Source organism: Pseudomonas fluorescens (genome assembly GCF_900215245.1).
Taxonomy (GTDB): Bacteria; Pseudomonadota; Gammaproteobacteria; order Pseudomonadales; family Pseudomonadaceae; genus Aquipseudomonas; species Aquipseudomonas fluorescens.
Map to the genome: position 1 here is coordinate 4,922,626 of NZ_LT907842.1, position 14,234 is coordinate 4,936,859.

Genomic DNA, 14,234 nt, shown 5'->3' on the forward strand with positions numbered 1-14,234 from the left:
AACCTGAGCCTGGCTCGGTCCCCAGTGTGAGCGGGTTTGCTTGCGAAGGCGGTCTTTCAGCGATTCATGAGCTGACGGATGCAGCGCTTTCGTGAGCAAGCCCGCTTTCACGTTTGGGGGGGCGCAGTGTCAGCCAGCCGGTGACCAGCAATGCACTCGCGACCAGGGTCATGATCACCAGCGGTTGTGAAGTACCGTCCGACAGCAGCCCGGTCGCCCAACTGCTGACCGCCGTCAGGAACATCTGGGTGAAAAAGAACAACCCCGATGCCGTCCCGGCAATCGCGCCGTAAGGCTGCAGTACCGAGAGCTGGCAGGCGGGAATCACCATCCCCACCGACACCATGATCACCACCATCGGCAGCACAATGGCCAGCCAATCAGCCGGCAACAAGGCCGTAGCCGCCGCGAGCAGCAGGCTACCCAGCACGTTCAGGCCGATTGCAGCGCTGATCAACGCATCGGGTTCAAAGCGCAGCACCAGGCGTCGGAACAGGTTCGCCCCGAGCATATAGCCGCTGATCGTCGCGGCAAATACCAGCGCGTAGGCCGTGGTGGACAGGTGGAAGCCCCGTTGCAACAAGGCCGACGACTCGCTGATAAACGGGAAATAGGTGCTGTACACGCAGCCGATGGCCAGGGAATACCGCAGGAAGTAACGGTCGCGCAGAAGCTGGCCGTACAGGCGTAGCAGATTGCTTGGCGGCGCTGCAGCGACTTGCGGCGGACGGGTTTCCGGCAAGCGGCGATACACCACCAGGTACAGCCCCGCGCCGATGACGCCGAGCACCACAAACAGACCCCGCCAGTTGATAAACGGCAGCATCAGGCTGCCCAGCACCGGCGCGGCCATCGGCGAGATGGCCATGGCCATGGAAATCAGGCCCAGCAGGCGCGCCTGCTCATGGCGGTCGAAGTAATCACGCACGATCACCCGACCGATCACCGTGGTGCAGCAACCGCCCAGGGCCTGGAACAGGCGGGCGATGATCAGCACCTCAAGGCTGTTGGCCAGCGCGCAGGCAACGGTGGCGAGCACATACAGAAACAGCCCCACCAACAAAATCGGGCGACGCCCGAAGCGGTCCGTCAGCGGGCCGCTGACCAGCAAAGATATCGCCGAGCCCAAGGTGTACAGCGTGAGGGTCAGTTGCAGTTGGCTGTCGCTGCTGTGGAAGTCATCGGCCATGGCCGGCAAGGCCGGCAGGTGCATGTCCAGGGTGATGCGCGGCAGGCCGATCAGTACGGTCAGCAGCACCAGCCAGAACCAGGAGGAGAGCACGCGTTGAGTCATGGGAAGCGCCTTCGCCATTCATTGAACCCGAACTCTAGCGGCTTTGTGGTTTAATCCTCAGGGCCACTTATGCATAGAGTGATTGGACCACTATGAGCCGAGGAAAAGCCGCATCCGCCCTGGACCTGCCGCGCCCGGATACGTTGGACGCCGGTAAGCAGCAGGGCGCCTACGAGGCCTTGCGCACGGCGATCTTGACCCGCCAATTGCCGGCCGGCAGCCGCTTGCCGTCGACGCGCAGCCTGGCCGAACGCTGGCTGGTGTCGCGCGGCACGCTCGAAGCGGCGTTCGAGCGCCTGCACAGCGAGGGCTATGTGCAGCGCGTGGCGGGCTCCGGCACGCGGGTGAGCGCGGTGATCCCCGAGCAATTTATTGCGGCCCCGGCCCCCACCGAAAGCCCACGCCGTATGGCCGTGCCCGATCTGCCCGAGGCGGGGGTGCAAAGTCACGTGCCTTTCGTTGCACGGCGCCCGGATGCCGGCCTGTTCGATCTGAAAGCCTGGGCACGCTGCATCACCCGTGGGCTGCTGTCGGCAGGGCCGGGTGCGTTGGAAGCCGCCCACCCGGCCGGGTTACCGGCCTTGCGCGCGCACATTGCCGATTACTTGCGCAGCTATCGCGGCATGCACTGCGAGGCCGATGAGGTGATCGTCACCACCGGTATTCGCCATGGCCTCGACCTGATTGCGCGCACGTTGCTTAAACCGGGCGACACGGCGTGTGTCGAAGACCCCGGCTATAAACCGGCGCGCCGCCTGTTCAGGCTGGCAGGCGCGCAGGTGGTGCCGATCCCGCTCACGGCTGAAGGCCTCGACACCGGCCAGCTACCCGGCACTGCGCGCTTGGCGTATGTCACGCCTGCACACCAGGCGCCGCTGGGCATGACCCTGTCGGTCTCGCACCGCCTGGCGCTGTTGGACTGGGCCGCGCGCGCGGATGCCTGGGTGGTCGAAGACGATTACGACAGCGAATACAACTACAACAGTGCACCCCTGGCGGCGCTCAAATCCCTGGATGGCGGCGATCGGGTGATTTACTGCGGCAGCTTCAACAAGAACCTGTTCCCCGGCTTGCGCGTGGGTTTCATGGTCGTGCCCACCACGCTACGACCCGCATTGCTGCGCACCTTGCAACTAAGTGGCCAGTCAGTGGGCGTTACGGATCAATTGGGCTTGGTGGAGTTTCTGGGCAGCGGGGCCTTTGTGCGCCACTTGCGCGCCTCGCGCCAGGCGTATCAGGCCCGCCGCGACGCGTTGCTGGCCTGCCTCCCGCATGGCTGCACGGTCAGCGGTCAGCAGGCCGGGTTGCACTTTGTGCTGTGGTTGCCGGCCGGCGCCGATGAGGCGGATTTCTGCGCGCGTGCCGCCGCTGTGGGGTTGACCTTGCAACCGTTGGGCACGTTTTGCGTCGAGGCGAACTTGCCGCCGGCGGTGATCATCGGCTACACCGCGTTGACCCTCGCGCAGATCCGTTTTCACGGGCGCGTGCTGAGCACATTGCTACTCGCGACGTGACGCGCGTTTGGCCAGGCTCGCGCCCAACGCCATCGCCATTGACTGACCAGCCGCCATCGCGGCAGGGGTATCGCGGGCAAGCTGCTCGCGCATTAGGTCTACGGTGACATCAGGTCAGTCGTCGAAGCCGACCTGCTCGTGAATCTCATCCACCTTCAATTCCAACCGGTACGCCACGGCAATAAACAACGCCTGGCACAGGCACAAGGTGGCGCTCAACGAACGGAAGGCAAATGACGACCCTTCATTCACCAACAGCACCGCGTTCGCCCGCTTGGCCAGGGGCGAGAGGTTGCTGTCGGTGATGATCAGGGTCTTGGCCTGGTGGTGTTGGGCAATGCGCAGGCAGTGCTGGGTCTCTTTGCCGTAGGGCGTAAAGCTGATGGCAATCACCAGGTCATTGGCGCGCACGCTGCGCATCTGTTCGCGGTAGCTGCCGCCCAGGCCTGAGATCAGGTGAATGCGCTTGTTGGTGTGTTGCAGGTTGTAGACCAGATAATCGGCCACTGCAAAGGAGCGGCGCACACCGACCACGTAGATATTGTCGGCATTGACCACCAGGTCGACGGCTTTCTCAAACGCCACATCATCCAGTTCCAACCCCAGGCGCTCGATGCCGGACAGGGTGGCATTCACACATTCGCGCGCCAGGTCGCCGCCGCTGGCCTTCTGCGATTTGTTCGCGATCATGCTGCGAATGCGCTGCTGGTAGTTCTGCACCGGCGTGGTCTTGTGGGTGTAGGCCTCGCGAAACAGCGCCTGCATCTCACTGAAACCACTGAAGCCGAAACGCTGGGAAAACCGCACGATGGCCGACGGGTGTACTTCACATTCGCGGGCGATGTCGCTGATGCGGTCAACCATGATCCGGTCGCTTTGCTGGCTCATGTAGCTGGCGATGCGTTTGAGCTGGCGCGGCAGGCTTTCGTATTCGTCGGTGATCAGCTGCAACAGGCGCTCGGCATTGATCGGGGGGCTGGCGAGAGGGTCTTGCGAAGGAGTCTCGGGCGTGGCCGGCTGATCGGTGCGGGACATGGGTAATCCTTTTGGCTTGTTCTTCTGATGCGCTGATGGGTGTGCGCAAGTCTACAGGGTAGGCGCAAAAAAATACCCCGGCATCACGGCCCCTGCGCGCCGCTGAAACGCTGCAGGAGGGCTGGCATGCCATTATGCTGGCTTATTGGAAAAAATATTCCACTAAAAATAATTATGGAATAAATATTGATTGAGGCCGCTGAACGTTCTAGTCTGCTTGCACCAAGAGCGTGTGCCGTCACCACGGCGGCACCACGCAGGCTGATAAAAATAACAGGAGCCAGCATGGGCCAGACTCGTTTTGCCAGTGGGCGTCAATTGGATCTGATTTGCCTCGGGCGCCTGGGCGTCGACCTCTACGCACAGCAAGTGGGTGCGCGGCTTGAGGACGTGTCCAGCTTCGCCAAGTACCTCGGCGGGTCGTCCGCCAATATCGCTTTCGGCACTGCGCGGCTGGGGCTCAAGTCGGCGATGCTGAGCCGGGTAGGGGACGACCATATGGGCCGCTTCCTGGTGGAATCCCTGGCCCGTGAGGGCTGCGATGTCAGCGGCATCAAGGTCGACGCGGAGCGCCTGACCGCTTTGGTGCTGCTGGGCCTCAAGGACCGCGAAACGTTCCCCTTGGTGTTCTACCGCGAAAACTGCGCCGACATGGCATTGCGCGCTGAGGACATCAGCGAAGCCTTTATTGCCTCCAGCAAAGCCTTGTTGATCACCGGCACACATTTCTCCACCGACGGCGTGTACAAGGCCAGCATCCAGGCCCTGGACTATGCCGCCAAACACAACGTCAAGCGCGTGTTGGATATCGACTACCGCCCCGTGCTGTGGGGCCTGGCGGGCAAGGCGGATGGTGAAACGCGGTTTGTTGCCGACCAGAATGTCAGCCAGCATGTGCAGCAAATCCTGCCGCGTTTCGACCTGATCGTCGGCACCGAAGAAGAGTTTTTGATTGCCGGCGGCAGTGAAGATTTGCTCACCGCGTTGCGCACCGTACGGGAGCTGACCCCGGCGACCCTGGTGGTCAAGCTCGGCCCGCAAGGTTGCACGGTGATCCACGGCGCGGTCCCCGCGCGGCTGGAGGAGGGCGCGATTTACCCGGGCGTGCGGGTGGAAGTGCTGAATGTGCTTGGGGCCGGCGATGCGTTCATGTCGGGCTTCCTCAGCGGTTGGATAAACGACGCCAGTGATGAACGCTGCAGCCAGTTGGCCAACGCTTGCGGCGGTCTCGTCGTGTCCCGCCACGCTTGCGCACCGGCCATGCCAACGCCTGCCGAACTGGATTACCTGTTCAATAGCCCGGTGCCCATCACCCGCCCAGACCAGGACGTCACCCTGCAGCGCCTGCACCGGGTCACGGTGCCGCGTAAAGCCTGGAAGCAGCTGTTCGTCTTTGCGTTTGACCACCGCTGGCAATTGGTGGACCTGGCGCAAAAAGGCGGCCAGGACCTGACACGTATCAGCGACATCAAGCAGCTGTTTATCCAGGCCATTGAGCGCGTGGAATACAAGCTGCGTGAGCAAGGTGTCGAGGCGGATGTGGGCCTGCTGGCCGATCAGCGCTTCGGGCAGGACGCGCTCAATGCCGCCAGTGGTCGCGGCTGGTGGATCGCCCGCCCGGTGGAAGTGCAGAACTCGCGGCCCCTGGCGTTTGAGCACGGTCGTTCGGTAGGCAGCAATCTGATCGCCTGGCCGCAGGAGCAGATCATCAAGTGCCTGGTGCAATTCCACCCCGACGACGAACCGATGCTGCGCCTGGAACAGGAAGCGCAACTCAAGGCGGTGTATGAAGCTTCGCTGGTCAGCGGCCATGAGCTGTTGCTGGAAGTCATCCCGCCCAAAGACCACCCGTCGAGCTATCCGGACGTGCTGTATCGCAGCCTCAAACGCTTGTACAACCTGGGTATTTACCCGGCGTGGTGGAAGATCGAGGCGCAATCGGCGGCTGACTGGAAACAGCTCGACGAACTGATCCAGGAGCGCGACCCGTACTGCCGTGGCGTGGTGCTGCTGGGCCTCAACGCGTCGGCTGAATGCCTCGCCGATGGCTTCCAGCAAGCCAGCCAAAGCACCACGTGCCGTGGGTTTGCGGTGGGCCGCACGATCTTCCAGGAACCCAGCCGCGCGTGGATGGCGGGGGAAATTAACGATGAGACGCTGATTGAGCGAGTGCAGCAAACCTTCGAACAGCTCATCAACGCCTGGCGCAGTGCACGGGGCTAAATACAGCGCTTGAAGTGGCATGCAATCAACCACACCAAGCAAACCTCACCAGGCTTAAGTCAGATAAAAACAATAGGTGCAGCCATGCCCGCAATCCGAATTGGCATTAACCCGATCTCCTGGAGCAACGACGATCTCCCGGCCCTGGGCGGCGAAACGCCCCTGAGCACTGCGCTGAGCGAAGGCAAGGAAATCGGCTACGAAGGTTTTGAACTCAACGGCAAATTCCCCAAGGACGCCAAAGGGGTTGGCGATGTGTTGCGCCCCTATGACCTGGCGCTGGTCTCCGGCTGGTACTCCAGCCGCTTGGCGCGGCGCTCGGTCGCCGAGGAAATCGAGGCCATCGCCGGTCACGTCGAATTGCTGAAACAGAACGGCGCCACTGTGTTGGTCTACGGCGAAGTGGCTGACTCTATCCAGGGCTCGAAAGTGCGCCTGATCGAACGCCCGCGTTTGCACAGCGAACAGGCCTGGCAGGACTATGCCGACAAACTCACCGAATTGGCGCGCTTCACCCTGTCCCAGGGTGTGCGCCTGGCTTACCACCACCATATGGGCGCCTACGTCGAGTCGCCGGAGGACATTGACCAATTGATGAGCCGAACCGGCCCGGAAGTCGGCCTGCTGTTCGACTCGGGTCACTGCTACATGGGCGGTGGCGAGCCCATCGAGGTGTTGCGCAAACACATCGATCGCGTCTGCCACGTGCATTTCAAGGACGTGCGCAAACCGGTGGTGCAACTGGCGCGCAATCAGATGTGGAGCTTTCCGGACTGCATCGTCAACGGCACCTTCACCGTGCCCGGCGATGGCGATATCGACTTTGCCGAGCTGCTCGATGTATTGCTGGCCGCGCAGTACCAGGGCTGGCTGGTGGTTGAGGCTGAGCAGGACCCGGCCGTGGCGCCCAGCTATATCTATGCGAAGAAGGGCTATGACACGTTGCGCGCGCTTCTCAACCAGAGGACTGAGTGATGAGCTTGTTGGTCAAAAGCAGCAAACGCGGGCAAACCATGGTCGCGTTGGAAGCGGGGCGCCTGGAGTACGTGGGTTTTGCCGCCTACCGCCTGAGCCTCGGTGAAACCTTGCCGGTCAGCGCCGGCGATAAAGAGGTGTGCCTGGTGCTGCTCAGCGGCCGGGTGAATATCGAAGGCGAGGGCTTCAACTGGCAGAACCTCGGCGATCGTCAGTCGGTGTTTGAAGACAAGTCACCCTTCGCCGCCTACCTGCCACCGGGCACCGAGGCGCAGATTACCGCCTTGAGCGACGTGCAGATTGCGGTGTGCGCCGCGCCCGGTGCGCAGGGCTTTGAACCGCGCCTGATCCGTCCCGAACAGTGCAAGCGCAGCGTGCGCGGCAAAGGCGCCAACACCCGTTATGTGTGCGACATCCTGCCCGACAGCGAACCCGCCCATTCGCTGTTGGTGGTGGAAGTGCGCACGCCCTCCGGGCACTCGTCGAGCTACCCGCCACACAAGCACGACACCGATGACCTGCCGCACCAGAGTTTTCTCGAAGAAACCTACTACCACCAGATCAACCCGCCGCAAGGCTTCGTTTTCCAGCGGGTGTACACCGACGACCGCAGTATCGACCAGGCCATGGCCGTGGAAAACAGCGACTTGGTGGTGGTGCCCAAGGGGTATCACCCGGTCAGCGTGCCGTATGGCTACGAGTCGTACTACCTGAACGTGATGGCGGGTCCCAAGCGCGCCTGGCATTTCCATAACGACCCACAGCACAGCTGGCTGCTGGACCTCTAATCGGTTAGGACGGAGAACAATAACAATGCAGTCGTCTCTACGTTTTGCCCTTAATCGTATGGTTGCGCCCGACCTTTCCCTGCCGGATTTCATCCAGTTGGCCGTGGCCCTCAAATGCGATGCCATCGAGATTCGCAACGACCTCAAGGGGCACGCAATCGAGTTCGGCACCCCGGCGAGCCGCGTGCGCGAACTGTGCGCAGAGCAGGGCATTACGGTGCTGTCGATCAACGCGCTGTACCCGTTCGATGTGTGGAACGATGAGCGTCGCGCCCAGGCGATCGCCCTCGCCACCTATGCCCGCGAATGCGGTGCGCAAGGCCTGGTGATGTGCCCGCTGAATGAGCGCGGCGATGCGCGCAGCGAAGCCCAGCGTGCCGCCGGTTTGCGCACGGCGTTGAGCGAGCTGGCGCCGATCCTGCGTGAATACGCGATTCAGGGGTTTATCGAGCCCCTGGGGTTCGAGGAATGTGCCCTGCGCCTCAAGCGCGTGGCGGTGGAGGCGATCAAGGCGACGGGTGGGCTGGATGTGTTCCGCCTGGTGCACGACACCTTTCACCATCACTTGGCCCGCGAGCATGAGTTCTTCCCGGAACTGACCGGGCTGGTGCATATCTCCGGCGTCGAGGATGCAGACGCGCCCCTGAATTCGATTCGCGACGGCCACCGCGTGCTGGTCGGCGAGGGCGATATCCTCGGCAATGCCGCGCAGATCGACACCTTGCTCAGTACCGGGTACGGCGGCTATCTGTCGTTCGAGCCGTTTGCTGAAAGCGTGCATGGGCTGGCAGATATTCGGCAGGCGTTGGGCGCGAGCATCGCCCATTTGCAAAACGCCCGGCCCTGACGCTCCCCCTAAGATCACTGTTGATCGACAGATTTGCATTCATACAAGGTGCGAACATGACCACAACACGATTGACCATGGCCCAGGCCCTGGTGAAGTTTCTGGATAACCAATACGTCGAAGTCGATGGCGTGCAGAGCAAGTTTGTCGCCGGTGTATTCACCATTTTCGGTCACGGCAACGTGCTGGGTCTGGGCCAGGCACTGGAGCAGGACAGCGGCGACCTGGTGGTGCATCAGGGCCGCAACGAGCAGGGCATGGCCCACGCCGCCATCGGTTTTGCCAAGCAGCACCTGCGCCGCAAGATCTACGCGTGCACCGCATCGGTCGGCCCGGGTGCGGCCAATATGCTCACCGCTGCGGCGACCGCCACGGCCAACCGAATCCCGTTGCTGTTGCTGCCGGGCGATGTGTATGCCAGCCGTCAGCCTGACCCGGTGTTGCAGCAAATCGAGCAATTCCACGACCTGAGCATCAGCACCAACGATGCGTTCCGTTCGGTGAGCAAATACTGGGACCGCATCAACCGTCCCGAACAGTTGATGAGCGCCGCGATCCACGCCATGCGTGTGCTCACCGACCCCGCCGAAACCGGCGCGGTGACCTTGGCGCTGCCTCAGGATGTGCAGGCCGAGGCCTGGGACTACCCGGACTATTTCCTGCAAAAACGCGTGCACCGTATCGAGCGTCGCCCAGCCACCCACGCGATGATCGCTGACGCCCTGGCCGCCTTCCGCGGCAAGCGCAAGCCGCTGATCATCTGCGGCGGTGGGGTGAAGTACGCCGGGGCAAATGCTGCGTTGCAAGCCTTTGCCGAACGCTTTGCGATTCCTTTTGCTGAAACCCAGGCGGGCAAGAGTGCGGTGGTGTCCAGCCACCCGCTGAACGTCGGCGGCATCGGTGAGACCGGCTGCCTGGCGGCTAACCTGCTGGCGCCCGAGGCCGATCTGATTATCGGCATCGGCACGCGTTATACCGACTTCACGACCTCCTCCAAATCGCTGTTCAAGCACCCCGAGGTGACGTTTCTCAACCTCAATATCAGCCCCTGCGATGCCGTGAAGCTTGACGGCGTGCAAGTGCTTGCGGACGCGAAGGTGGGCCTTGAGGCACTGGCCGACGCCTTGGGCGACTACCGCGCCGGTTGGGGCGAGCAGGTCTGCGACGCCAAGGCGCAGCTGGAAGCGGAAGTGGACCGCGTGCATGGCGTGGAATACAGCGGTGATGATTTTGTTCCGCAGGTTGATGACCACCTGGATCGCGCGGTGCTGCGCGAATTCATCGAACTGACCGGCTCGTGCCTGACCCAGAGCCGTGTACTGGGTGTGCTCAATGACACCCTGGCCGATGACGCCATCATCGTCGCCGCCGCCGGCAGTCTGCCTGGCGATTTGCAGCGCAGCTGGCGCAGTAAAGGCGTCAACACCTACCACGTCGAATATGGCTATTCATGCATGGGCTACGAGATCAACGCCGCCCTCGGCGTGAAGCTGGCTGAGCCGTCCAAAGAAGTGTACGCGCTGGTCGGCGATGGCTCTTACATGATGCTGCACTCGGAGCTGGCCACCTCGATCCAGGAGCGGCGCAAGATCAACGTGGTGCTGCTGGACAACATGGCGTTCGGCTGCATCAACAACCTGCAGATCGGCAACGGCATGGACAGCTTCGGCACTGAATTTCGCTTCCGCAACCCCGAGAGCGGCAAGCTCGACGGCGGCCTGGTGCCGGTGGATTTCGCCATGAGCGCGGCGGCGTATGGCTGCAAGACTTATAAGGTCAGCACCGTGGAACAGCTTGAGTCGGCGCTGGCCGATGCGCGCACACAAACGGTATCGACGTTGATTGATATCAAGGTACTGCCCAAGACCATGATCCACGGCTACCTGTCGTGGTGGCGGGTGGGTGTGGCCCAGGTGTCCACCAGCGAACGCACGAATGCGGCGGCGAAAAAACTCAATGAACAGCTGGCCAAGGCCCGGCAGTACTAATAACAAGAGGAGTTTGGTATGTCTTTGAAGCTAGGTGTAATCGGTACGGGCGCCATCGGCCGTGACCACATTCGTCGTTGCAGCCAGACCTTGCTTAACAGCCAGGTGGTTGCGGTGACCGACATCAACCTTGAGCAAGCTGCCAAGGTCGTGGCCGATTTGAAGCTGGACGCCGAGGTGTACGCCGACGGCCATGCGCTGATCAATTCGCCGCAAGTCGACGCCATTCTGGTCACCTCCTGGGGCCCGAGCCACGAGGCATTCGTGCTGGCCGCCATCGCCGCCGGCAAGCCGGTGTTCTGCGAAAAGCCCCTGGCCGTGACAGCCGAAGGCTGCCGCAAGATTGTTGATGCGGAAGTCGCCTACGGCAAGCGCCTGGTGCAAGTGGGCTTTATGCGCCCGTATGACGAAGGCTATCGCGCCCTCAAGGCTGTGATCGACAGCGGCCAGATCGGCGAGCCGTTGATGCTGCATTGCGCACACCGCAACCCGACGGTGGGCGAGAACTACAAGACCGACATGGCCATCACCGACACGTTGATCCACGAGCTGGATGTGTTGCGCTGGTTGCTCAACGACGACTACGTGTCGGTGCAGGTGGTGTTCCCGCGCAAGACCAGCAAGGCCCTGGCCCACCTGCGCGACCCGCAGATTGTTCTGCTGGAAACCGCCAAGGGCACGCGCATTGACGTGGAAGTGTTTGTGAACTGCCAGTACGGCTACGACATCCAGTGCGAAGTGGTGGGGGAGACCGGTATCGCCAAGCTGCCGGAACCGTCCCAGGTGCAGTTGCGCAGTGGCGCGAAGCTGTCGAATGCGATCCTGATGGATTGGAAAGACCGCTTTATCGGCGCCTACGACGTCGAGTTGCAGGCCTTCATCGACAGCGTGCGCGCCGGGCACGTCGGCGGGCCGTCGGCGTGGGATGGGTTTGCGGCGGCAGTGGCGGCGGACGCGTGTATCGAAGCGCAGAGCAGCGAGCAGATCATCAAGGTCAGCTTGCCACCGCGCCCACCTTTCTACGGCTGAGCCCCACTCCACTGAACGCACTCGGTCGGTGTGGGAGCTGGCTTGCCGGCGATGACGGCGGCACATTCAATATTGATGCCGCCTGATACACCGCTGTCGCAGGCAAGCCAGCTGCCACATTCAGATCGGGTTTCCACTTCATGAAGGAGCGCATATATGCGAATCGGACTTGTCGGCTACGGCCACGGCGGCCGGTATTTTCACGCACCGTTGATCGCAACCCTGCCCGGCGTAATCTTTGTGGGCGTAGTGACACGTTCCCCTGAGCGTCGCCTACAGTTGGCGAGCGACCATCCAGGCCTCAAGGCCTTCGACTCCATTGGCCAGATCGTTGAGGCCGGTGTCGATGCGCTGGTGATATCCACCACGCTGAAAGGTCGCCCGGCCCTGGTGCTGGAGGCCATCGAACACGGGGTTGCGGTGGTCAGCGACAAGCCCTTCGCCGCCAATGCCGAACAGGCTCAGGCCCTGATCACGGCCGCCGAACGCCAGGGCGTGTTGCTCAGCGTCTACCAGAACCGGCGGTGGGATTCGGATTTCCTGACCCTGCGCAAATTGATCGACGCCGGCGCCCTGGGCGCCGTTACGCGCTTTGAGTCGCGCGTCGAACGCTACAGCCCGGACGCGGTGGGCAATGCCAGCGGCGGCGGTTGGTTGCGCGACCTGGGCAGCCATCTGGTGGACCAGGCGCTGCAATTGTTCGGCCCGGTGGACCGGGTGTTCGCGCAACTGCAATTCAGCCCGCAACATCCGAGCCTCGATCACGGCTTTTTCGTTTCCCTGACGCACGCCAATGGGGTGATTTCTCACCTGTGGGGCAGTGCGCTGCAAAACAGCCAGGCCCCGCGGTTTCGCGTCAGTGGCACCTTGGGGTGTTACACCGTGGAGGGGCTGGACGGTCAGGAAGCCGCGCTGATGGCGGGCAAGTCGCCGAAAACCGAAGGCGAGCACTGGGGGGCTGAAGAGCATCGGCGTTGGGGCTGGTTTGAACAGGGTGAGGAGCGTGAACGGGTGCCGTCGGAGAAAGGCTGCTGGACGCAGTTCTATCGCCAGCTGCAAAGTGCTGTGCAAGGCCTGGGACCGCTGCCGGTCGATGCCAATGATGCATTGGAAACCACCCGTATATTGGACGCCGCGCGCCTTAGCAACGAGCGCCAGCAGGTGGTTTCAACAAAAATAGAATAAAATTCTAAAACAGGTTGATATGGAAATTATTTTCCAATAAAGTCTTTTCCAGGTTGCATAAAGTACGTCTCGGACTCGATTCGAGCGACTCTACAAAAACAAGATCAAAAACAACCAGGTACCGTCAGATGAAAATCTTCAACGCTGTACTGCGAGTTTTACGCCCTGCTCAAGCGCCCCGCGGTCTGCCCCGCGCGCGGCCATTTTATTTCTCCTTCCTTAATGTGCTGTGCGTCGAAAACAACGGCGCGCTGGTGTGCTGCATTCCGGGCGCACCGGTGGTTCAACTGCCGTCTTCGCCAGCCACGCGCTGATAAACGCAACGTCCACAAAACCAACAAGAAATTGGAGACAGACCGTTCATGAAGACCCCGATCCGATTCACCGCACTGGCCTTGTCCATGCTGCTTGCCAGCGGTTTTGCCGCGGCCGCCGATATCAAGGTGGGCGTGACCATGTCCGCTTTCGATGACACGTTCCTGACCTACCTGCGCGAAGACATGGACAAGCAAGCCAAGTCGTATCCCAAAGGTGACGGTGTACAGCTGCAGTTCGAAGACGCTCGGGCCGATGTGGTCAAGCAACTGAGCCAGGTCGAGAACTTTATCAGCCAGAAAGTCGACGCGATTATCGTCAACCCGGTCGATACCGCCTCGACCAAGAACATTATCAGTGCCGCCACCAAGGCGGGCATTCCGCTGGTCTTCGTCAACCGTCGCCCTGACCAAAAAGACTTGCCCAAGGATGTCGTTGCGGTGACGTCCGATGACGTCGAGGCCGGTCGCCTGCAAATGCAGTACATCGCCGAAAAGCTCGGCGGCAAGGGCAAGATCGTCATCCTGCTGGGTGACCTGGCGAACAACTCCACCACCAACCGTACCAAAGGCGTGAAGGAAGTCCTCGCCAAATACCCCGGCATTACCATCGAGCAAGAGCAGACCGGCATCTGGCTGCGGGACAAGGGCATGACCCTGGTCAACGACTGGCTGACCCAGGGTCGCGAATTCAATGCGGTTCTGGCCAACAACGACGAGATGGCCATTGGCGCGTCCATGGCCCTCAAGTCGGCGGGTACCAAGCCTGGCAGCGTGTTGATTGCCGGGGTGGATGGCACGCCGGACGGTTTGAACGCCATTACCAAGGGTGACATGGCCGCGTCGGCCTTCCAGGACGCCAAGGGCCAGGCGGTCGGTTCGGTGGAAGCGGCGCGCAAGATGGCCAAGAAGGAGCCGGTCGAGCAGAACGTAATCATCCCGTTCAAGCTGATCACGCCGGATAACGTCAAAGACTTCAAGTAGCCCTTCATAACAATTATAAGCAAGCAGGGCGGCCACGGTCGCTCTGCTGATGGAGTAC

13 protein-coding genes are annotated in these 14,234 nt (G+C 61.8%); 10 read left to right on the forward strand and 3 right to left on the reverse strand.

Annotated elements, in window-relative coordinates; translation table 11 throughout:
- Positions 1–64: 64 nt before the first annotated feature.
- A complete protein-coding gene (locus tag CPH89_RS22940; protein WP_081006375.1) occupies positions 65–1,294 on the reverse strand; it encodes a multidrug effflux MFS transporter in 1,230 nt (409 codons plus the stop codon).
- A gap of 92 nt (positions 1,295–1,386) precedes the next feature.
- Between CPH89_RS22940 and pdxR the strand changes: the two genes are divergently transcribed.
- Positions 1,387–2,808: a MocR-like pyridoxine biosynthesis transcription factor PdxR gene (pdxR, locus tag CPH89_RS22945; protein ID WP_053256469.1), complete on the forward strand. Its 1,422-nt coding sequence runs from the start codon at positions 1,387–1,389 to the stop codon at positions 2,806–2,808.
- A 114-nt stretch (positions 2,809–2,922) separates the two neighbouring features.
- On the opposite strand, the gene CPH89_RS22950 is transcribed toward pdxR, so the two are convergent.
- Positions 2,923–3,843, reverse strand: a complete 921-nt coding sequence (locus tag CPH89_RS22950; protein ID WP_053256468.1) for a MurR/RpiR family transcriptional regulator — start codon at positions 3,841–3,843, stop codon at positions 2,923–2,925.
- Positions 3,844–3,926: 83 nt separating this feature from the next.
- Positions 3,927–4,130: a hypothetical protein gene (locus CPH89_RS30235; RefSeq protein WP_141125166.1), complete on the reverse strand. Its 204-nt coding sequence runs from the start codon at positions 4,128–4,130 to the stop codon at positions 3,927–3,929.
- Between CPH89_RS30235 and CPH89_RS22955 the strand changes: the two genes are divergently transcribed.
- The 9 genes from CPH89_RS22955 to CPH89_RS22995 all read left to right on the forward strand — a co-directional run bounded on the left by CPH89_RS22955 (position 4,129) and on the right by CPH89_RS22995 (position 14,176).
- On the forward strand, positions 4,129–6,066 hold the full coding sequence (locus CPH89_RS22955) for a bifunctional 5-dehydro-2-deoxygluconokinase/5-dehydro-2-deoxyphosphogluconate aldolase (protein WP_053256467.1): 1,938 nt from the start codon (positions 4,129–4,131) through the stop codon (positions 6,064–6,066). The genes CPH89_RS30235 and CPH89_RS22955 overlap by 2 nt on opposite strands.
- Before the next feature lie 84 nt (positions 6,067–6,150).
- Positions 6,151–7,041: a myo-inosose-2 dehydratase gene (gene iolE, locus CPH89_RS22960; RefSeq protein WP_053256466.1), complete on the forward strand. Its 891-nt coding sequence runs from the start codon at positions 6,151–6,153 to the stop codon at positions 7,039–7,041.
- The gene (iolB, locus tag CPH89_RS22965) at positions 7,041–7,829 is read left to right on the forward strand and encodes a 5-deoxy-glucuronate isomerase (RefSeq protein ID WP_053256465.1); all 789 of its coding nucleotides are present in this window, start codon (positions 7,041–7,043) and stop codon (positions 7,827–7,829) included. Before iolE ends, iolB begins: the two co-directional genes overlap by 1 nt.
- Before the next feature lie 25 nt (positions 7,830–7,854).
- Positions 7,855–8,676, forward strand: a complete 822-nt coding sequence (locus CPH89_RS22970; RefSeq protein WP_053256464.1) for a TIM barrel protein — start codon at positions 7,855–7,857, stop codon at positions 8,674–8,676.
- Positions 8,677–8,732: 56 nt separating this feature from the next.
- On the forward strand, positions 8,733–10,664 hold the full coding sequence (gene iolD / locus CPH89_RS22975) for a 3D-(3,5/4)-trihydroxycyclohexane-1,2-dione acylhydrolase (decyclizing) (RefSeq protein ID WP_053256463.1): 1,932 nt from the start codon (positions 8,733–8,735) through the stop codon (positions 10,662–10,664).
- Between the two features lie 18 nt (positions 10,665–10,682).
- Positions 10,683–11,693, forward strand: a complete 1,011-nt coding sequence (locus tag CPH89_RS22980) for a bifunctional inositol 2-dehydrogenase/D-chiro-inositol 1-dehydrogenase (RefSeq protein WP_053256462.1) — start codon at positions 10,683–10,685, stop codon at positions 11,691–11,693.
- Positions 11,694–11,849: 156 nt separating this feature from the next.
- Positions 11,850–12,878: a Gfo/Idh/MocA family protein gene (locus CPH89_RS22985; protein WP_053256461.1), complete on the forward strand. Its 1,029-nt coding sequence runs from the start codon at positions 11,850–11,852 to the stop codon at positions 12,876–12,878.
- A gap of 128 nt (positions 12,879–13,006) precedes the next feature.
- Positions 13,007–13,192: a hypothetical protein gene (locus CPH89_RS30655; RefSeq protein WP_073638504.1), complete on the forward strand. Its 186-nt coding sequence runs from the start codon at positions 13,007–13,009 to the stop codon at positions 13,190–13,192.
- Positions 13,193–13,240: 48 nt separating this feature from the next.
- On the forward strand, positions 13,241–14,176 hold the full coding sequence (locus CPH89_RS22995; protein WP_053256460.1) for a sugar ABC transporter substrate-binding protein: 936 nt from the start codon (positions 13,241–13,243) through the stop codon (positions 14,174–14,176).
- Positions 14,177–14,234: the final 58 nt, after the last annotated feature.